General features: G+C 69.5%; 12 protein-coding genes. 9 read left to right on the forward strand and 3 right to left on the reverse strand.

Annotation, left to right across the window (positions count from 1 at the left end; genetic code table 11):
• The first annotated feature begins 84 nt into the window (after positions 1-84).
• The 8 genes from ABZ552_RS19805 to ABZ552_RS19840 all read left to right on the forward strand — a co-directional run bounded on the left by ABZ552_RS19805 (position 85) and on the right by ABZ552_RS19840 (position 9559).
• Positions 85-747 (forward strand): TetR/AcrR family transcriptional regulator, encoded by a 663-nt coding sequence (locus ABZ552_RS19805; RefSeq protein ID WP_357438882.1) that lies wholly within the window; start codon positions 85-87, stop codon positions 745-747.
• A 502-nt stretch (positions 748-1249) separates the two neighbouring features.
• Positions 1250-2302, forward strand: a complete 1053-nt coding sequence (locus ABZ552_RS19810; protein WP_281880903.1) for a 3-oxoacyl-[acyl-carrier-protein] synthase III C-terminal domain-containing protein — start codon at positions 1250-1252, stop codon at positions 2300-2302.
• Between the two features lie 8 nt (positions 2303-2310).
• On the forward strand, positions 2311-3225 hold the full coding sequence (locus ABZ552_RS19815) for a hypothetical protein (RefSeq protein WP_281879251.1): 915 nt from the start codon (positions 2311-2313) through the stop codon (positions 3223-3225).
• Complete coding sequence (locus ABZ552_RS19820) at positions 3222-4901, forward strand: fatty acid CoA ligase family protein (protein ID WP_357438885.1); 1680 nt, start codon at positions 3222-3224, stop codon at positions 4899-4901. Before ABZ552_RS19815 ends, ABZ552_RS19820 begins: the two co-directional genes overlap by 4 nt.
• Positions 4898-5179 (forward strand): hypothetical protein, encoded by a 282-nt coding sequence (locus ABZ552_RS19825; protein WP_281879247.1) that lies wholly within the window; start codon positions 4898-4900, stop codon positions 5177-5179. The genes ABZ552_RS19820 and ABZ552_RS19825 overlap by 4 nt, the downstream gene beginning before the upstream one ends.
• A complete protein-coding gene (locus ABZ552_RS19830) occupies positions 5176-6222 on the forward strand; it encodes an NAD-dependent epimerase/dehydratase family protein (RefSeq protein ID WP_281879246.1) in 1047 nt (348 codons plus the stop codon). The genes ABZ552_RS19825 and ABZ552_RS19830 overlap by 4 nt, the downstream gene beginning before the upstream one ends.
• Before the next feature lie 26 nt (positions 6223-6248).
• Positions 6249-7448: a peptide synthetase gene (locus tag ABZ552_RS19835; protein ID WP_357438889.1), complete on the forward strand. Its 1200-nt coding sequence runs from the start codon at positions 6249-6251 to the stop codon at positions 7446-7448.
• Positions 7445-9559, forward strand: a complete 2115-nt coding sequence (locus ABZ552_RS19840) for an MMPL family transporter (RefSeq protein ID WP_357438891.1) — start codon at positions 7445-7447, stop codon at positions 9557-9559. The genes ABZ552_RS19835 and ABZ552_RS19840 overlap by 4 nt, the downstream gene beginning before the upstream one ends.
• A gap of 241 nt (positions 9560-9800) precedes the next feature.
• Here the strand turns inward: ABZ552_RS19840 and ABZ552_RS19845 are convergent, their stop codons facing one another.
• The 3 genes from ABZ552_RS19845 to ABZ552_RS19855 are packed head-to-tail and all read right to left on the reverse strand — an operon-like array spanning position 9801 to position 18343.
• Complete coding sequence (locus ABZ552_RS19845; RefSeq protein WP_281879239.1) at positions 9801-10484, reverse strand: hypothetical protein; 684 nt, start codon at positions 10482-10484, stop codon at positions 9801-9803.
• A 10-nt stretch (positions 10485-10494) separates the two neighbouring features.
• Entirely contained in the window at positions 10495-11892 is a 1398-nt protein-coding gene (locus tag ABZ552_RS19850; RefSeq protein ID WP_357438893.1) for a condensation domain-containing protein, read from the reverse strand.
• A 31-nt stretch (positions 11893-11923) separates the two neighbouring features.
• Complete coding sequence (locus tag ABZ552_RS19855) at positions 11924-18343, reverse strand: SDR family NAD(P)-dependent oxidoreductase (protein ID WP_357438895.1); 6420 nt, start codon at positions 18341-18343, stop codon at positions 11924-11926.
• 266 nt (positions 18344-18609) lie between these two features.
• Here ABZ552_RS19855 and ABZ552_RS19860 point away from each other — a divergent pair, with 266 nt between their 5' ends.
• Positions 18610-20796, forward strand: coding sequence for an MMPL family transporter (locus tag ABZ552_RS19860; RefSeq protein ID WP_281879235.1), 2187 nt, complete (start codon positions 18610-18612; stop codon positions 20794-20796).
• Positions 20797-20866 lie beyond the last annotated feature (70 nt).

A 20866-nucleotide genomic window follows, 5' to 3' on the forward strand; every position in this document is an offset into this window, starting at 1 on the left:
TCGGCGTCTTCGCAATGTATTGGTGACATCAGATGCTGTCAACATCACATGATGTCAATTCGGGCGCTATGAGAGGATGACGCCATGGACGAAGGCGACGGGTCGATTCCCGGCATGCGCCGCTGGCGCGGGCAGTCCCCCGCCGACCGCGTCGCCGCACGCCGGGAACAGCTGATCGAGGCGTGCACGGAGCTGATGGCGACCGTCGGCGCGGCCGAGACGTCCATGCGCGGCGTCTGCAGGCAGGCCGGGCTCACCGAGCGTTATTTCTACGAGAGTTTCGCCAACCTGGACGCGCTGCTGACGACCGTGCTGGACACCGTCGTCCTCGGCGCGCGCGACCGGTTGCTCGACGAGCTGCCCATCGCGCCCATCGAACGCGACGCGATGTTCCGCCACATGGTCGGCGTCTTCACCGACTACCTGCTGGCGGACCGCCGCCGCGGCCGCATCATGTTCATCGAATCCCAGGCCACCCCGGTGCTGATGCCGCGCGCCAACGAACTCATCGGCTTGTTCACCGCGCCCATCGCCCTGACCATCAGCGCGGGCGACTACACCGAGCCGGTGCCCGACGAGCACGACTACGCGCTCAACGCCAGCGCCATCTTCGGCGCGCTCGCCTATCTCTACCGCCCGTGGCTCGACGGCGAAATCCCGGTCTCCCGAGCGCGTTTCGACGCTCACGCCGCCGATGTCATCGAGCGGATCGCCACGGCGCGCTCGTCGCTGATCACCGAAGCCTGACGCCGTACCCGGCCGGCGGGATGCCGAAGCACGCCTTCCGATGACTCACGTTCTGTCACAACATCGTTCAGCCTCCGTCCGACCAGCCGACGGCGCGGCGCTCGGCACCGGTACGACTCCCCGTACACAGTGAACTCACTCACACCCGGCGAGAGAGTCATCCCGCCGGGCACTCAGAAAGAACCACCATTCGGCAATAACCGATCGATTGCCCCGATCGGAGCAACGCCTTCCCACACCCGCGGCGCCGCACCGGGCCGCGAAGACGAAATGCCCCGACAGGCCGAAACGGCAGATCACATCGCAATACTGCGAACGCCATAGCCAGCCGGTCACCAGTTAGTGATACCTCACGAAACAGGTACCTCCGTCAGTGATTTCCGTCTCAGACGGAGCCTTCGGAGGGGATATAGCCATTTGTTGTTACTGTCGGGTAGTGTTCATTGCACCGACGATCAGAGTCGATCCGGAACCGTATATCTCCACGATTTCAGGAGCGCTCGTGTCTCCCCATTCTCGCTTCGAATCCATCGGCGCCTATCTTCCTTCGAAAGTTGTCACCACCGCGGAATTGCTTTCCGGGCTGAAAGAGCCGCCTTCGTTCGATCTGGAGAAAATCACCGGCGTCCGTGAGCGCCGGGTACGCGACACCAGGCCGGAAAGTCACGAGGATTCCTTCATCCTCGCCACCAAGGCGGTCGAGGACTGTCTCTCCAGGTCACGGTATGCGCCAGAGGATATCGACGTGGTCATATCCGCCTCCATCACGCGCAGCAAGCATGCGACCAGGATGTACCTGGAGCCGTCGTTCGCCGGATCGATAAGCCGTCTTATCGGTGCCAAGAACGCCATTACGTTCGATATCGCCAATGCCTGCGCCGGAATGCTCACCGGAACCTACATCCTAGATCGTATGATCCGGTCCGGCGCCGTTCGAAACGGCCTCGTGGTCAGCGGCGAGGCCATTACTCCGATCGCCGAGACAGCGGTCGCCGAGATTTCCCAAAAATACGATCCGCAATTCGCCTCGCTGACTGTCGGCGATTCCGGATGCGCGATCGTGCTGGATCAGGCGGTCGATGAAAACGACGTGATCCACTACATCGAGATGATGACCGCCGCGGAATACGCGCAGCTGTGCCTGGGCATGCCCAGCAGTAAGACACAGGGCATCGCGATGTACACCGACAACCGCAAGATGCACAACGAGGACCGCTTCCTGCTCGGGACCAACACCCAGCGGAAACTCCTCGAGGCGCAGGGCAAGACCTTCGCCGACGAGCAGTTCGACTACGTCATCCACCATCAGTTCGGCGCCGCCGCGATCCCGTGGATGAACGCGATCGCCGAGCGCGAGTTCGGCAGCCCGATGCCGCCGGACCTGCGGGTCATCGAGAAGTACGGAAACACTTCCACCACTTCGCATTTCATCGTGCTGCACGATCAGCTCGGCGAGCAGAACATCCCCGCGGGCTCGAAGTTGCTGCTGGTGCCCGCGGCCTCCGGCATCGTCACCGGGTTCCTGTCCACCACCATCTCGTCTCTGAAGGTCTGAGGTCGGTCATGAGCGTCCGCATCAAGTCCACCGGCATCAGCCGGGGCGGCGACACCAACAGCATCGTCGAGCACAGCGCCCGCGCGGCCAAGCGCAGCCTCGAACGTGCCGGGATCCGGCCCGAGCAGGTCGGCCTGCTGATCAACGCGGGCATCTTCCGGGATTCGAACACCGTCGAACCGGCGGTGTCCGCGCTGATCCAGAAAGCAGCGGGCATCGGCCTCGAATACGCCAAGGACGACCCGCGCACCTTCTCGTTCGACCTGTTGAACGGGGCGGTCAGCGTGCTCAACGCGGTCCAGGTGGCCACGTCGGTCCTGGCGACCGGTAGCGCCGAACACGTGCTCATCGTCTCCGGTGACACCCATCCGTCGCTGCTGCGCTCCGTCGGCGACGCCGAATTCCCGTATGCCACCTGCGGCGCGGCGCTGCTGCTGGAGCACACCGACGAGCCCACCGGCTTCGGCTCCGTGCACACCGTCGCCGGCGAGGGCACACCCGCCGTCGAGGCATACGTCGACGTCTCCACCATGGGCAAGACGGGCCGCGGCGCGATGACCGTGGAGCGGGAACCCGGCTTCCAGGACCGTCTGCTCGAGGTGGCCGTGGACGCGGCGCGCCGAGCGCTCGCCGAGTCCGACCACGGCTCGCTGGACGAGATCGCGCTGATCGCGTCGACGCCGAGCCCGCAGTTCCCGGGGCGGCTGGCCGCCGCGCTCGGCATCGACCAGGGTTCGGTCCGCGTCCCGGATCTGCGCGACGGCGACCCGCACACCGCGGCGCTCACCGCCGCCTACGATCTGGCGCTCGCCGACGATGCCTTCGCCGAGTTCCGACAAGTGCTGTTCGTCGCGGCGGGCGCCGGTCCTTCGGCGGCGGCGGTGCTCTACCGGTTGCCCGTGCTCGCCGGGGCGCCTGCGTGACAACGGGAACATCCTGGCAGGCCATCGATCGGTTCCGTGCGGTCGTCCGCACCGACCCCACCCGGGTGGCCGTGCGCTACGCGGACGGGGTCGGCCCCGATGGCCTGCCGGCCTACCGGCAGCTGACCTATCGCGAATTGGACGCGTGGTCGGACACGATCGCCCAGCGGCTCGCCGCGTCGGGAGTGGGCACCGGGACGCGCACCATCGTGCTGGTGCTGCCGAGTCCCGAACTGTACGCGATCATGTTCGGGCTGCTGAAGCTCGGCGCGGTGGCCGTGGTGATCGACCCCGGCATGGGCGTGCGAAAGATGTTGCGCTGCCTGCGCGCCGTGGACGCCGAGGCGTTCATCGGCATCCCGCAGGCGCACGCGCTGCGGGTGCTGTTCCGGCGCGGGTTCCGCACCGTGCGCACCGCGGTCACGGTCGGCAGGCGCTGGTTCTGGCGCGGCGAGTCGCTGCGGGAGTGGGGCCGCACGCCCACCGGCCCGATCCCCTCGGGCCGACCGGTCACCGAGGACGATCTGTTGTTCATCGCGTTCACCACCGGCAGCACCGGGCCGGCCAAGGCCGTGCGGCTGACGCACGGCAACTTGGCGGCGATGGTGGAGCAGGTGCACGTGGCGCGGGGTGAGGTGGCGCCGGAGGTCTCGTTGATCACTCTGCCGCTGGTCGGCGTGCTGGATCTGCTGCTCGGCTCGCGCTGCGTGCTGCCGCCGCTGATCCCGAGCAAGGTCGGGGCGACCGATCCCACGCACGTGGTCGACGCGATCCAGCGGTTCGGCGTGCGGACCATGTTCGCCTCCCCCGCCGTGCTGATTCCGCTGCTCGAGCATCTGCGCGTCCGCCCGGCCGCGTTGGACTCGCTCGACAGCGTCTATTCCGGTGGTGCTCCGGTGCCGGACTGGTGCATCGCCGGACTGCGTGAAGTGCTCGGTGCGGACGCGAAGGTCGTCGCGGGCTACGGATCCACCGAGGCGCTGCCGATGTCCACCATCGAGTCCAGGGAACTGCTGGACGGATTGGTCGAACGGGCGCATCGCGGCGCGGGAACCTGTCTCGGCAGGCCCTCCCACCGAGTGCAGGCCCGTATCGTCGCCATCACCGACGACGCCATCCCGACGTGGGCGCGGGCCGAAGAACTCGCGGGCGGGCTGGAGGATACGCGCGGCATCGGCGAACTGGTGGTCGCGGGGCCGAACGTCAGCCCCGGGTACTACTGGCCGCCGCACGCGAACGCGCTGGGCAAGATCGTCGACGGCGACCGGATCTGGCACCGCACCGGCGATCTCGCGTGGATCGACGAGCACGGGCGGATCTGGTTCTGCGGACGCAAGAGCCAGCGGGTGGTCACGGCGCACGGACCGATGTTCACCGTCCAGGTCGAGCAGATCTGCAACACCGTCGCGGGCGTGGCGCGCACGGCGCTGGTGGGCATCGGGACGCGGGGATCGCAACGGCCGGTGCTGTGCGTCGAACTGAAGCCCGGCGCGGACGCCGAGGTCGTCGAGGTGACGTTGCGCGCCCACGCGGCGCGATTCGACCTCACCCGGACGATCACCGACTTCCTGGTCCACCCGGCGTTCCCGGTGGACATCCGGCACAACGCCAAGATCGGCCGCGAACAGCTCACGGTGTGGGCGGCCGAACGGCTTCGAACGGACAACCGACGATGAAAACGACTGTACTGCGGGCGGTTCCCGTCCTGGGCTGGCTGTATCTGGCCTGCGGCGCGCTCGCCGCGGCGACCGGCCGTATCCCGCACAGCCGGATCCTGCGCACCGTCTGGTGGATCGACGCGTTCCTCAGCGTCGTCGTGCACGCGGCCCAGATCCCAGCGGCCCTGCGCGCCGCCGAAGGATCCGGCCGTGGCCGGCTGGAGACGGCGGTCCTGACGCAGATTTTCGGCCTGACCTGGTGGCGGACCCGGCCCGGCAAGGAGGAAGGACAATGAGCAAAGTTCTGGTGACCGGCGCGTCCGGATTTCTCGGCGGCGCGCTGGTGCGCAGGCTGGTACGCGACGGCGAGCACGATGTGTCGATTCTGGTGCGCCGCAGCAGCAATCTGGCCGATCTCGGCTCGGACCTCGACAAGATCCAGCTGGTCTACGGCGATCTGACCGATCCCGCCTCGCTCGAGCGAGCCACCCGCGGGGTCGACATCATCTTCCACAGCGCGGCCCGCGTGGACGAGCGCGGCACCCGCGAACAATTCTGGAACGAGAACGTCCGCGCCACCGAACGGCTGCTCGAAGCCGCCCGGCGCGGCGGGGCCTCGCGGTTCGTGTTCATCTCCAGCCCGAGCGCGCTGATGGACTACTACGGCGGCGACCAGCTCGACGTCGACGAATCGGTGCCGTATCCCCGGCGCTACCTCAACCTGTACTCGGAGACCAAAGCCGCGGCCGAGCGGGCGGTCCTGGCCGCCGACACCGACGGCTTCCGCACCTGCGCGCTGCGCCCCCGCGCGATCTGGGGCGCGGGCGACCGCTCCGGTCCCATCGTGCGGATGCTCGGCCGGGCCGGCGCGGGAACGCTGCCGGACCTGTCGTTCGGCCGCACCGTGTACGCCTCGCTGTGCCACGTCGACAACATCGTCGAGGCCTGTGTGCTGGCGGCCGCGTCGGACGCGGTGGGCGGTAAGGCGTATTTCATCGCGGACGCCGAGAAGACCGACGTCTGGGGATTTCTCGGCCAGGTGGCGGTCCGGCTGGGATACCGGCCGCCGACCAGGAAACCCAACCCCAAGGTGATCGACGCGGCGGTGCGCGTCATCGAGACGATCTGGCGGGTCCCGGCCGTCGCGACGCGCTGGTCGCCGCCGCTGTCGCGCTACGCCGTCGCTCTGCTGACCCGCAGCGCCACCTACGACACCAGCGCCGCCGCACGCGATTTCGGCTATCGGCCGGTCGTCGATCGCGACAGCGGACTGACCGCCTTCCTCGCCTGGCTGGACAGCCAGGGCGGCGCTGTCGAACTCACCCGCGATCTGCGCTGAGCACCTCATCGGTACCGGAGACCAGCATGAGCAACGCCCCTGTCTTCCGCCGGAAGATCACGCCCACCGAACGCCTCTATTTCGCCACGCGGCGGGTGACCCCCCCGTTCGTGATGCACCTCGCCGTCCACGGCGACGGCAGCCTGGACCCGGCGGCGCTGCAAGCCGCCGTCGACGCCGCCTCGGCGGCCTGCCCAGGGTCCCGCCTGGTGCGCGACGGGCGCGACTGGGTGGACAGCGGTCTGGCCGCCACGGTGCGCGTCGTGCCGGGCTGGACGCTGAACTACGCCGCACTGGAGCAGGACGCGGTGCTCAACAGCCCGATCGGTCCCACGCCGGATCGCACCACCGAGGTCCTGCTGCTGACCGGTGCGCAGACCACCGTGCTGTTCCGCGCCTTCCACGGCGTGATGGACGGCATGGGCCTGCGAATGTGGGTGGACGATGTGTTCCGCGCCCTGCGCGGACGAACGCCACTCGGTGCGCCCGACCCGGTCGCCGACGCCGAACTGGTCGCGCGCGTCGGCGCCGCAGGGAAACCGACCCTGGTCCTGCCGACGTTCGCGGCGCCGACCGGCCGCGGCCGCCAGGATCCGGCGGCCCCGCGCTGGCTGCTGCGCCACCGCACGATCGAGGCGACCGGCAAGGGCATCGTCGCGCGGGTGGCCGCGGTGCTGGCCGCGGAGTCGGATACGCGCTCCCGCTTCATGATTCCGGTCGACCTGCGCAGGCACGGTCCCGGCCTGCGCTCTACCGCGAACCTGGCGCTGCCCCTGTTTCTCGACGTGGCGCCCGGCGAAGACTGGGAGACGGTCCGGGAGCGGGTGCGCACCGGCCTACGGGAGAAGCGGGAACTGAACGAGCTCGACAACGGCAAGCTGTCGCAGTTCCCGGACGCCGTCGTCCGCGCCGTGCTGCACGGCGCCAACTGGCTCGGGGCCCGGCTGAACCGCAACATGGTCTCGGCCACCGTCTCTCATCTGGGCGCCTTCGATCTCGCCGAGATGGCCGTGCCCGGCTGGACGCCGACGACCATGCGGGTGCTGCCGCAGCACAGCGGCGCGATGCCGCTGCTGTTCGCCATGGTCGAGTCACGCGGGAAGCTGGAGCTGACCGTCTCCTGCCGTAACGGCGCGGGCATCGAGCCCCGGCTGGAGGCGCTGCTGGACAAGATCACCGCGCGGCTCGAAGCCGAACTCGCGCCGCACCGGGCGGCCGTCGGATGACCGGCCTCGCCCGGGTCGTCCTCGCCCGGCCGCGGATGGTGCTGGCGCTGGTGACCGGGGTGATGCTGCTGTCCGGTCTACTGGGCATCGGAGCGTCGGACAAGGTCACGGCTGCCGGGTTCATCGATCCCGGCAGCGAGTCCGCGCGCGTGGATCAGCTCGTGAGCGACCATTTCGGCCCGCAGAATCCCGACGTGGTCGTGCGGTACACCGCGCCGGAGGGGCAGGCGCTCGACGACCTCGGCCCCCGCGTACAGGAAGCGCTGGCGCGGATCGATCCGGCGATGCTGCAACGGCCGATCGAGACCTACTGGAACGCCGGGTTCGCGCGCAAGCAATTCCTGCGCTCGGCCGACAACCGGCACGCCCTGGCCGTGGTCTATATCGCCGGTGACGCCAACCGGCGCGTCGCCGCGTATCCGGACATCGAACCGCTGCTTCGTGTTCCGGGTGTGCCCACGGACCTGTCCGGCTACAGCGCGGTCTCCACGGAGATCAACGCGCAGTCCCAGCACGATCTGGTGCGGGCGGAAGGGCTCTCGCTGCCGCTGACGCTGCTCATCCTGGTGCTGGTGTTCGGCGGTCTGATCGCCGCGTCGTTCCCGGTCGTGGTCGGCGGCCTCACCGTGCTCGGCGCGCTGGGCGCCATCCGTGTGCTCGCCGAGCTGACCGAGGTGAGCACGTTCGCGATGAACATCGCGTCCCTGCTCGGCCTCGGGATGGCCATCGACTACGGGTTGTTCCTGGTCACCCGATTCCGCGAGGAGGTCGCCGGCGGGCACGACGTACGCTCCGCGATCAGCCGCACCTACGCGACCGCCGGGCGCACCATCGCGTTCTCCGCACTGCTGCTGGTCTGCGCGTTCGCGGGGACGTTCGTCTTCCCGCAGGCGGTGCTGCGCTCGCTCGGCATCGGCGCGATCACGGCGGTCGCGCTGGCCGCAGGCCTCTCGCTCACCGTGCTGCCCGCACTGCTCGCGTTGTTCGGCGCGCGCATCGGGACCGCGCGCGCGATCGATCGCACCGACCGGTTCTGGGGCGGCCTGGTCGATCGCGTGCTGCGGCGGCCGGGGTTGGTGACCGTGGTCGTCGGCGCCGTCCTGCTGGTCTTCGCGGCGCCGCTGGCCGGGCTGCGGCTGGGCGACATCGACCACCACGCCTTGCCCCCGGACAACCCCATGCGCGTCACCATCGAAGAGCTCACCGCGCAGTTCCCCGCGGCAGGCAGCGGCGTCACCGCCGTGCTGCACGGCTCGGACGGGCCGCCGCAGTCGGCCGCGGTGGACGCGGCCGGGACGGCGCTGGGCACGGTCGACGGCGTCCGGCAGGTCGTCCAGGTGGGTCGCGCCGAGGACTTCGTCGTCTTCCACGCGTTCCTGCGCGACACCGACCGCACCGAAGCGGCGAGCGCCTCGGTACGCGGCATGCGCGAGCTGACTCCGCCGGACGGCACCGTGCTGTGGATCGGCGGCGACACCGCGGCCACCGTGGACAGCGTGCGCTCGATCGTCGCCGGGATGCCGTGGATGATCCTCGTCATGGTCGGCGCGACGATGGTGCTGCTGACCGTGGCGTTCCGCTCGATCGTGCTGCCGCTCAAGGCCGTCGGCCTGGCATTCCTCAGCTTGGCCGCCACGTTCGGCGTGCTCACCTGGATCTTCTGCGGCGGGCATCTGTCCGGCCTGCTCGGTGTGAGCACCGGACCCATCACCGCGGGCATGCTGGTGCTGATCATCGCGGTGGTCTTCGGCCTGTCCACCGACTACGAGGTGTTCCTGCTGTCGCGCATGGTCGAAGCGCACGACGCGGGCGCCGACACCGCCGCGTCGGTGCGCGCGGGCACGGTCAAGACCGCCCGGGTGATCACCGCCGCCGCCACTCTTCTGGTGATCGTCACCGGCGCGTTCACCTTGTCGCCGCTGACCCCCATGCGCTTCCTCGGCCTGGGCATGATCATCGCGCTCGTGGTGGACGCCACCCTCGTCCGCATGCTTCTGGTCCCCGCGCTGGTGCAGCTGATGGGCCCGGCCAACTGGTGGTCACCACGCCACCGACGCGTCGTCCCGGCCACCGTCGACCGGATCCGGGAGCGCACGGCGACCACACGCTGACGCGATGGACAGCGACCTTCGGACTCACCGGGCCGCACAGCCGCGCATCGCCCGGCATCGTCACCAACGGTGGCGCCGGAGGCGGCCGGGGTGCCCGGTATTGCACCTCGAAGGCCACAGCATCAGCTTCGGTTGGCCTGGCACCCAGATCAGCTGTCCGAGCCGCCCGGCCGACGTGGACGCGAGCTGTGCGGCTCCCTACCCGCTTCGGCCGACCGTGCGTTCCGTTCGACGCGACAACCTAAGCGACCAGTTCCATCACCCCACGCGGATCCCATGGCATCGGCCCGGTCGGGAAGCTGAGCCGGACCAGCCGATGCGGCGCAGCCGTGTCGAAGTGCGCCACCGCGGGTGGTAGGAATCCGCCGATCACCTTCTCCACCATGATGTTCAGTCCGGACAACCGCGGCCGCAGCCGGACCTGCCAGCTGCTGATGCGCCCGGCCGGAACGTCGACGACGGTGCGCTGCTCCACCTTGGCCCCGAGCGGGAAGTGCACCGAGAAGGCCAGCCACAGGTCGACGCACTCCTCGGCGCCCTCGGCGAAGTCCAGGCCGCGCAGCAGCGTCAGGCCACCGGCCAGCGGCATCACGTTGGCCGGGAAAGGCGCTATCCCACCGCCGAATTGGAGGTGGACGGTGCCGAGGAAGTCGGCCTCCTCGCGAGAGACCACCGTGGTGCCCGAGCGTGTCTCGGCGCGGTAGCGCTCGGCCCGCAGCCGGTCCCCGCAGCGCTGGAACCGCTGCTCGATGGTCATGGCGAAAGTCCCGTGCCCCAGGCTTGCCTCGAGCGTCGAGCGGTAACCGTCGCCGTCGTGGGCGACCACGCTGACCAGGTCGATCTTCGGTGGCCGATCGGCGATGGTGACGGTGTAGACGGACTTCTCTCCGTCCGGGATCCCCGGGTCACGAAAAGCGGTGTCCACCAATCCTCCTCTACTGTGTGGCCTCGGCCGCCGCCGCGAACACCGCTGCCAGCGTGGCCACGTAGCGTTCGACGGAGTCGTGCGCCACCGGCGTGTCCGGGTAGATGACGCTCAGCGTGGTCTCCGACGCGAGCCGGTTGATCCAGATCAGCACCTGCTCGGACGCGGCCCGATTGGCGTACAGCCCGCACGACGCCAGGTCGAAGACCTCGTTGCCGAGCAGCTCCCTTGCGTCCACGTACGAGATCATCGGGGTGGACCAGCCCGGCTCCAGGTCGAGATCGGAGTCGGCGGGCAGCAGTTCCACCACGCGCTGGAACGAGGTCGGGGCCAGGCGCAGCCCGTTCTCGTAGGCGCGCTGCGCCAGCGACGCCGCTCGGGCGAAGGTGGTCGTGGGGCCGATCGGGAAGGCCACCGGCAGCAGCGTGACATACCAGCCGACCGACGCGCGTTCCGCGGCGGTGCTGCGGGTGCTGACGGGCGTCATGCCGAAGTAGTAGTCGCTGTCGATGAGCTCGCGCTCGGTCAGCGCCGCCGCGGCGAAGATGCCACCCACGAACTCCGCTCCGCCGGCACGGCAGGCCCGCTCGAAACGCAGCGCGGTGTGCTCGTCGAACAGGGTGACGGTGCGGTGCGCGCTGCGGTTGTACACGTCGGTGCGTCTGCCCAGATTCAATGGGAAGGACGGCAGTTCCCCGTCGTTCCCGCGGATGAGCTCGAGCCACTTCCGCACGCCCGGCGAGGCGAGCGTCATGCGGCCGGTGTACTCCCGTTCGGCGGTGCAGTAGTCGAGGTAGCTGGCGGCGGGGGCGAGCATGCCGACGTCTTCCCACACCTCCCGCAGATACAGCAGCGCGAGGTCGAATCCGGACAGATACTGGCCGAATCCGTCGGTGTGCAGGTGATCGACCGCGAGGTAGACCGTGGTCGAATCCTCGCGTTCGATCGCCCCGAAAGTGAAGCAGTCCCAGTCGAACGGCCCCGGCGTCGTCTTCTGGACATGGTCGCGGATGGCCCTGGCCTCGTCGACGCGGCCGTAGTCGACCGGCACGAAATCGACGTCCTCCGCGGGCACGAGGTGACGCTCGATCGCGCCCGTGGCGTCGACCCGGAACCAGGTCCGGAAGGTGTCGTGACGCAGGAGGAACGCGTTGACCGCCCGCGTCATCGCGTCCAGATCGAGGTTGCCGGTCGGGATCTCCGCGGTCACCAGGCACAGACCCGAGTACCGGAAGTCCGCCGCGGCGTGCCGATCGGCGAGCCGGAGATACTGTTCCTGCTGATGTGAGGGCGGGGCCGGGTGCACCGGCGCCCGCCGGGCGCGCGCCACCGACTCCGGTGACGCCACCCAGCTGATCAGGCGTCCCGGCCCCGGCTCCCATTCATCGATCAGCCCGAAACGGACCACGGTGATACCTCGTTTCGATGACGGCGGTCGCTCACGGCCTGGCCTCGGCCGCCGCCAGCGCCAGAGCCGGTTCGGCCGCGGCGCCGTTCGCGGGCGCAGGCTCGGCCGTCGGCAAGGTCGGCTCGGGAACCGCCTGCGACTGACCGGAATCCGCCGCCAGGATCAGCTCGGCCACCTTCGGGCCGGCCTGCTCCAGACTGAACGAGCGGCCCATCTGCAGCGACATCAGGTCGATGCCGAGGGTCTTGGTGACCCGCGCACCGAGTTCCACCGCCATCAACGAGTCCAAGCCGAGTTCGGGCACCGGAACGGTCATGTCGATGGAGTCGACCGGCACACCCATCACGACGGCGAGCTCCTCGGCCATCTTGCGGGCGACGAAGGCCCCGCGCTTGCTCTCCTCGATCGCGGCCACCTCGGCTCGCAGGCGGGCCAGTTCGGAGGTGTCCTTGGCGGAGGCCTGCGCGAGCGCGATCGTGCGGCCGGTGCGGGTCAGCTGCGGGAAGGTGCCGGTCAGTTTGGCCCAGTCGGTCGGGATGATCGCCGCGCGCGCCACACCCAAGCGCAGCGTCTGCTCGAGATAGGCGGTGGCGTCGGCCATGTCGATCGGGTCGAAGCCCACCAGATCGAGGTACTTCAGCGCCGTCTCGTCGGCGGCCATGCCGCCGGTCGCGCCCGACAGGTGACCCCAGCCGACGCACAGCGCCCGCTCGCCCGCCCGGGACCATTCCTCGGCCAGCGACTCCACCGCCACGTTGGCCGCGCAGTAGTTGTACTGGCCGTAGATGCCGTACATCGAACCGCCGGAGGAGCACAGCACGAACATGTCCAACCGGATCCCGGCGTCGGCCACGGCTCGATGCAGAACTCGCGCGCCGTGCACCTTCGGGCGGTACACCTTCGCCAGCTCCTCGAACCGCATCGCGGCCAGTCGATTGTCGGCCACCGCACCCGCCGCGTGGAACACGCCGCGCAGCGGGTGCTCGGCGCTGTGCGACCGCGCGACGATCGCGGCGACCGCATCCGGATCGGTGACGTCGGCCAGCTCCTCGACCACCTCGACGCCGAGAGTGCGCCACGCCTCGAGCTGACGGCGCGCCTCCTCCGTGCTCGCGCCGCCGCGGCCGAGCAGGACCAGCCGCCGCGCCCCGCGCAATACCAGCCAGCGTCCGATGGCCATCCCGAACCCACCGAACCCACCGGTGACCAGATAGGTAGCGGTGCCGTCGATCTCGATCCCGGCCAGGTACGGCCGCACCGCCGGGGTGGGCGAATCCATGCGCAGCGCGATCCGGGCGAGCCCGGTCGACCGGATGGTTTCCTCGAAGGCCCTGGGCACCTCGTCGGTCTCGAACAGTTTGTAGGGCAGCGGCTGGTAGGTGCCCGCGAGCACCTTCTCGTAGACCCGCTGCAACAGGCGGGCCAGCCGCTGTGCGTCGACGGCGACCAAGCGGTCGAGATCCATCGAGAAGTACGCCAGGTTCTTGTCGAAGTTGGCCATCTCGAGCAGGCCGCCGGTGTAGATGTCGGCCTTGCCGACCTCGACGATCCGCCCGAATTCCGCGACCGCGTTGAAATTCTGGCGCAGGATCTCTCCGGGCGCGCTGCTGAGCACGACCTCGACGCCCTTGCCGCCGGTCAGCTCCAGCACGTCGTCGACGAAGTTCAGCGAACGCGAGTCGATCGCGTGGTCGGCGCCGAGGGCGAGCACGTGGGCACGGCGCTCGTCGGTGCTCGCGGTGCCGATGATGCGGGCCCCGCGATCCTTCGCGACCTGGATCGCGGCCGTGCCGACACCCCCCGCCGCGCCGTGGATCAGCACCGTCTCGCCCGGTTCCAGCCGCGCCAGGTCCAGCAGCGCGTACTCGGCCGTGCCGAAGGCGATGGTGCTGGTGCAATATCCGGGATCCGCGTCGGCGGGCAGCGGAATCGCCAGCTGGCGGTCGACCACGACGTAGCGCTGCATCATGCCCTTGGCGGCGACGGCGACCAACTCGCCCACCGCGACATCGGTGATGTCCGCGCCCACGCGCACCACCTCGCCGACGCCCTCCATCCCGGGCACGGTGCCGAAATAGGTCGGCGCGAGTTCCCGCTCACCGAGCAGGCCGATGACCTTGAGCGGATCCTTGTAGTTGAGGCCGATGATCTTCATCCGCACCTCGATCTGCCCCGGTCCCGGTTCGGGCCGCGGGCACTGCCGCCACGCCAACGCCGACAGCAGCCGGGTCCGGGGCATTTCGAGCGTGAAGTTGGCCTCCGGATCGGCCAGCGGTTCGGCGGTGTCCAGGGCGTCGAGACGCTCCTGCAGCGGCTTGGTCACCAGTGGGACCCAGCGCTTGCCGCCGCGCAGCACGACCTCGTCGAGGTTGTCGGTCCAGAACGCGCCGGGAACCGCCAATTCGCGGATCAGATCGGCCATCTCGGTATCGGGTTCCACGTCGATCAGCCGCCAGCGCAATGCCGATTGCTCGTTGAGCAGCACCCGGCGGGCACCGGCCAGCGCGGCGTGGTTGGAGTTCGGCGGGATCGGGCTGTCCGGCAGCGCGAACGCCCGCTCGGTCACCAGGGTGGCATGACACCAGCCTTCGCCGAAGACGCTCTTGGGCCCCTCGTCGGTGGCCTCCGGATGGACGAACTCGTCGAGTGCGACCGCGATCCGCTCCAGCATCCACAGATCGGCGACATCGTCCTCGACAGCCCCCGCGACCACGCAGACGTGCAGCCGGTCGGCGCCCTCGGCCTTGGCGGCCGCCAATGTGGCGGCCAGATCGGAGGCGAGTTCGCGACCCGCCACTCCGGCGACGTAGAGCCGGGAACCCGGGATGGCGGCGGCCAGCTGGCCCGCACGGCGGCAGTCGCCGCCGAGCGCGACGATCACGGTGCTCACCGAATCCTGCGGCAGCGCGGCGGGATCGAGCGGATCGCGCTGTTCCAGCGTCTCGGCGTAGTAGAAGTCGACCATCCGGTGCAGCGGATCCTGGCCCGGCGCCAGCGCACCGATCTGCAAGCCGCTCAATCGCATGACCAGGTTCTGTTCGTCGTCGAGCAGATCCACGTCGGCGCGCAGCCGGGCCCGGGGATCGCGGCGCGCGACGACGGTGATCCGCTCGGGCAGCGGTGCGACCAGCCGCACCGCCGCGACACCGACCGGCACCAGCGTGCCCTCATCGATCCGGGCGTCGGCGAACAGCAGCGCCGCCGACTGCATCGCGGCGTCGACGACCGCGGGATGGGCGAGGTGCCCGGAGTCCGCGGCGATGGCGCCGTCGACGGTGGCCACCACCGCCTCCGCGCCGACGCGCACGGAGGTCACGCGGCGGAAGGCCGGGCCGTACTGCAGCCCTGCCGCGGCCAGGCCGCTGTAGAACATCTGCGGGTCGACGTCCAGACCGACGTCCAATGCCGGGACCGTGACCTTCGTGGGCTTGTGGCTGCCGGTCAGCGTGCGGCCGAACGCGTGCACCGTCCAGGCCGTGCCCGTCGCCGAGCGCGATCGGATCAGGAAGCGGCCGCTGGCCTCTTCGACGGTCAGCGCCACCAGCGGCACGTCCGGCGCGGCCATGATCAGCGGGGCCACGAACCGAACCTGTTCCAGCGCAACGCGTTCGACACCCAGTCGGGCGGCCGTGGCGCTCAGCGCGGCATCCAGGTACGCCGCGCCCGGCATGATCTTGACGCCGTTGACGACGTGATCGGCCAGCCACGGCAGCAGTTCGGTGCCGACCTGCAGCAACCAGTCCGGCCTGCCCTCGACGTCCGGGTCGCCCAGCATGGCGTAGGTACCGGGGGTGCCGAGCCGTGCCTGCTCGAACAGCGGCAGCGCCGAATGCAGCCGGGTCCGCTGCCACGGATAACGCGGCAGCGGCACGTGCGGGGTGGCGGGAAGCGGCGCGGGGAACAGCTCGCCGAGGTCGAGCACGCCCGCGGCGTAGAGACCGATGAGGGTGCGGCGGACGCTCTCCGAGTCCGCCTGCTTGCGATCCAGTGTCGCCACCGTCGTGCCGTTGACGTCCGCGCCCAGCAACGCCTCGCGGATGTTGCCCGACAGCACCGGGTGCGGGCCGACCTCCAGGAAGACCCGGCTGTCCGCGCCGATCAGCTTCGTGATCGCGTCGGCGAACCGGACGGGCTCTCGCACGTTGGCGCACCAGTACCCGGCGTCCCAATCGGGGCCGTGCACCGCCTCGCCCGTGACCGAGGAGTACAGCGGCACGGTGGGCGCCTGCGGCTCCAGCCCGGCCAGCGCCACGCGCAGCTCATCGAGGATGGGGTCCATCAACCGGCTGTGGTAAGGCACCTCCACGCGCAGCCTGCGCGCGAAAACGCCGTCCTCGGTGAGCTTCTCGGCGATTTCGTCCAGGCGGTCGGCGTCACCGGACAACGTCAGCGAGCTCGCGCTGTTGATCGCGGCGACATCCACGCGCGGGTCGTCGCCGACGAGCTCGCGAGCCTGCTCCAGCGACATCCCGACCGCGAGCATGCCACCCGAGCCCGCGGTCGTCGCCTGCAACCGGGCCCGGTGGTAGGCCACCAGCACCGCGTCGCGCAACGACAGCATGCCGCTCACGTAAGCCGCCGACACCTCACCGACACTGTGCCCCACGACGGCCGCGGGCCGGACGCCGTATTCGGCCAGCTCCCGCACCAGCGCCACCTGGACGAGGAAGTTCGCCGGCTGCGCCACCTCGGTGCTGGTGACCCGGGACTCGTCCTCGGGCCGCAGCAGTTCCTCGATGATCGACCAGCCCGCGATCGCACGGAACTCGGCGTCGATCGCCTGCGCCGTGTCGGCGAAGACGCCTTCGCCGCCGAGCAGCTCGCGGGCCATGCCCCACCACTGCGGACCCATGCCCGAGAACACGAACACCGGTTCGGCCGTGCGCGACACGATCGTCCGCGCGGCGTCGCGGCCTTCTCCCGCGGCGAATTCGTGCAGATCCCGGACCAGGTCGGCGGTGTCGCCGACGAGCACGCCGGTGCGGAACTGGTGATGCGCCATCCGGGTCCAGGCGGCCTCGGCCAGCCGCCCCGGGTCGGCGCCCGCGGTGATCAGATCGGCGAACCGGCCGGCCAGCGCACGAGCCGCGCCGGTGCTGCGCGCCGAGATCGGCAGCACGCCGAAATGCCGTGCCTGCTGTGCCGGTGGGCGGGAGACCTGCCGGAACTCCTGCAGGATGGTGTGGGCGTTGGTGCCGCCGTAGCCGAAACCGTTGACCGCGATCGTCATCGGCTCGGCGTCCGCGGGCAGTGCCTCCGCCTCGAGCTGGACGTGCAGCCCCAGCTCGTCGAAGGGAATGTCGGGATTGGGTTTGTCCAGCCAGCCCTGCGGCGGGATGGTGCGATGGTGGATCGCCAGCGCCGACTTGATCACGCTGGCGATACCGGCCGCGGCCTCGGTATGGCCGAGTGTCGACTTGACCGAGCCGACACCGAGCGAACGCGTGCGCCCCGCAGGCGCGCCGAACACGCGGCCGAGCGCGCGCAACTCGACCGGATCGCCGACCAGCGTGCCGGTGCCGTGCGCCTCGACGTAGGTGATGGTGTCCGGCGCGAGCCCCGCCCGGCTGCACACCGAACGAGCCAGCGCCTCTTGGGATTCGGCGCTGGGCACGGTGATCGCGGTGGTGCGGCCGTCCTGGTTGGCGCCGGTCGCCTTGACCACCGCGTAGATCCGGTCACCGTCGCGGACCGCGTCGTCGAGCTTCTTCAACGCCACCATGCCCGCGCCCTCGCCGCGCCCGTAGCCGTCGGCCGAGGCGTCGAAGGACTTGCAGCGGCCGTCCGCCGCCAGGAAACCGCCCTTGCACATCAGGACGAAGGTCTCCGGTTGCAGCATCACGTTCACCCCACCCGCGAGCGCCACCTCGCAGTCGCCGTTCTCCAGCGCCTGGCAGGCGAGATGGAAGGCGACCAGCGACGACGAGCAGGCGGTGTCGACCGTGAGCGCGGGCCCGACCAGGTTCAGCGCGTACGCGATCCGGTTGGACAGCATCGTGTAGGACGCGCTGGCCGGGGTGTGCATGTCGGTGTGGAACAGGGCCGGGCCGACCACGCCGATCACCGACTGGTCCACCACGAACCCGCCGACGTAGACGCCGATCGACGAGCCCGCCGCGTGCCGCGCGATCCCGGCGTCGTCGAGCGCCTCCCAGGTCACCTCCAGCATCAGGCGCTGCTGCGGATCCAGCACGGTCGCCTCGCGAGCGGAGATGCCGAAGAAGTCCGGGTCGAACTCCCACGGGTCGATCGTCATGAAGGCGGCGCGCTTGGTGTAGCTGCGCCCCGGCGTTCGCGGTTCCGGATCGTAGTAGCGGCGGTAGTCCCAGCGATCGGCGGGCATATCGATCACACCGTCGCGTTTGTCCAGGACGAATTCCCAAAAAGTGTCGGGCGAGTCGATTCCGCCTGCGAATCTGCAGCCGATGCCGACAATTGCAATATCCGACATGCACATCCTCCGGGTCGGATCTGGTTGATCGCCATTCTTGTCCGGCGATTCACGAATTGACGCGTGCGCAGCTGGCGACCGCCCCAGCGTAACGGCGGCCACACCACCCGTCGCCGACTCAGGGAGACTTCACAATCCGGCCGTCGAGCGCTTTGTAACATTTCGAGATTCTCGATTCTCCATCGTCGAAAACTACTGAGATTGCTAGGTTTTCAGCTCGTACGTGACCCTCGCCGGCATGCGATGTCATCGATCAGGAGGCGGCATTGTTCACGCACTGGGCCGATACGCTCGTCCGGCGGCGATTCCTCGTCATCGGGCTCGTCGTGGCCGGGCTGCTCGCCCTCGGTGGGTACGGCCTCGGCCTGGGTGATCACCTCAGCGTCAGCGGATGGGACGATCCGACGTCGGAATCGGCGCGGGCGGCTCGGCTGAAGGACGAGGCGTTCGGGCGCGACCACATCGCCGACGTGCTGTTGTTGTTCCACGCCCCGGCCGGGAAGACGATCGACGATCCCGCCTTCGCCGCCACCGTCGTCGACCACTTGAACAGCCTGCCGCAACGCTTTCCGGATCGAATCGGCAAGATCAACGCCACCTACTGGCGCACCGACACCGGGCTCGAACTGCCGGACATCTTCGGCTCCCAGGACCGCGCGCACGCCTTCGCCTCCGTCGCCATCCGCGGCACCGACGACACCGAGGTGATGCGCAACTACCGAGCCGTCGCCGACGAGTTCCGGCTACCCGGGGTCGAGATGGAGGTCGCCGGCGGACAGCCGGTCGCGGCCGCCCTCAACGACACGATGGCCCACGACCAGCGGCGCATGGAGCTGTTCGCCGTCCCCGCGGTGGCGGTGCTGTTGTTCTTCCTGTTCGGCGGCGTCGTGGCGGCCGCGCTCCCGCTCGTCGTCGGGGGGCTGACCGTGCTGGGTGCCTGGGGGATCATTCGCGCCTTGACCACCGTCACCGAAGTGAATTCCTTCGTGTCGCCAGTGGTCTCGATGGTCGGCCTCGGTTTGGCCATCGACTACGGCTTGTTCCTCGTGAGCCGGTTCCGTGAGGAGCTGGCCGACGGTCACGAGGTGCCCGAGGCGGTACGGCGCGCGGTCGCGACCGCTGGGCGGACCGTCGTGTTCTCCGCGACCATCGTGGTTGTCGCCGCGGGCGCGATTCTGCTGTTCCCACAGGGGTTCCTGCGTTCGTTCGCCGTCGGCGCGATGGTGACGGTGACGCTGGCGGCGCTGATCTCGATCACAGTGCTGCCCGCCCTGCTGGCTGTGCTCGGCCGGCGCGTGGACCGGCTGGGATTCAACCGCTTCCACGCGCGCCGGGCGAGCGACCGCGAGCGGGACAATGCGTGGGGCCGCGTCGCCGGATGGGTCATGAAGAGGCCGCTGGCCGTCGCGATTCCGCTGGTGGCCGTTCTGGTGGTGCTCATCGCGCCGGTACGAGAGGTGGCCTTCGGCGGGATAACCGAACGCTTCCTGCCGCCGCAGCATCCGGCGCGCACGGCGCAACAGCACTTCGATCAGATCTTCCCGCTACGTCAGATCAACCCGATCGACCTGGTGCTGATCACCCATGACAGCGCCGCGATCGACGCGGTGGTCGCCCAGGCCGGCCGGGCCCCCGGACTCGTCGCGCCGTTTCCCCGCGCGGTGCAGGGACCGGCGCATCCGAACGTCTTCACCACCTCGACCGTGCTGCGTGACGCGCACGACGCCGACGCGACCATCGACTATCTGCGCTCCATGCCCGTGCCGAAGAGCACGACCGTGCTGATCGGCGGTCAACCCGCGAAGCAACGCGACAGCGTCGACGCGCTGCTGCGCCGCATGCCGCTGATGATCGCGCTCGTCTTCCTCGTCACCACCGTGCTGATGGTGCTGGCCTTCGGCTCGGTGGTGCTGCCGCTCAAGGCCGCTCTGCTGAACCTGCTCGGGCTCGGCTCCACCCTCGGCATCCTCACCTGGATCTTCGTCGAGGGCCACGGCGCGGGACTGCTGGAATTCACCCCGCAACCGATCATGGCGCTGGTGCTGGTGCTGATCGTCGCCGTGATCTACGGCTTGTCCACCGACTACGAGGTATTCCTGCTCGCCCGCATCGTGGAGGCGCGCCGGGCGGGCGCGACGACCACCGAGGCGGTCCGTGTCGGCATAGCCCGCACCGGATGGATCATCACCGCCGCCGCCCTCATTCTGTTGGTGGTGACCGGAGCGTTCGCCCTGTCGGATCTGGTCATGATGCAATACATCGCCTACGGCATGGTCGCGGCGCTGTTCATCGACGCGACGATCTTGCGCATGCTGCTGGTGCCCGCGACCATGCGGCTGCTCGGCGACGCCTGCTGGTGGGCGCCGTCCTGGCTGCGGCGCGGCGCGCGTCGTCGCACCGAGGCCGAGGATTCCCACCCCGAAGTCGTCTCCGGACGCTCCCAGGTCCGGTAGGCAGGGGCCACGAACTCACGCATCTCCCCGCACAGCAGCCAGGAGCCGTCGCCCGACGACCGACTGCAAC

This window comes from Nocardia sp. NPDC019219, from assembly GCF_040632645.1.
GTDB classification, from domain to species: domain Bacteria; phylum Actinomycetota; class Actinomycetes; order Mycobacteriales; family Mycobacteriaceae; genus Nocardia; species Nocardia sputorum.

Coding starts and splice junctions, on each gene's coding strand:
- ABZ552_RS19805 (WP_357438882.1), top strand. CDS start 85: ATGGACGAAGGCGACGGGTCGATTCCCGGCATGCGCCGCTGGCGCGGG.
- ABZ552_RS19815 (WP_281879251.1), top strand. CDS start 2,311: ATGAGCGTCCGCATCAAGTCCACCGGCATCAGCCGGGGCGGCGACACC.
- ABZ552_RS19825 (WP_281879247.1), top strand. CDS start 4,898: ATGAAAACGACTGTACTGCGGGCGGTTCCCGTCCTGGGCTGGCTGTAT.
- ABZ552_RS19830 (WP_281879246.1), top strand. CDS start 5,176: ATGAGCAAAGTTCTGGTGACCGGCGCGTCCGGATTTCTCGGCGGCGCG.
- ABZ552_RS19835 (WP_357438889.1), top strand. CDS start 6,249: ATGAGCAACGCCCCTGTCTTCCGCCGGAAGATCACGCCCACCGAACGC.
- ABZ552_RS19840 (WP_357438891.1), top strand. CDS start 7,445: ATGACCGGCCTCGCCCGGGTCGTCCTCGCCCGGCCGCGGATGGTGCTG.
- ABZ552_RS19855 (WP_357438895.1), bottom strand. CDS start 18,343: ATGTCGGATATTGCAATTGTCGGCATCGGCTGCAGATTCGCAGGCGGA.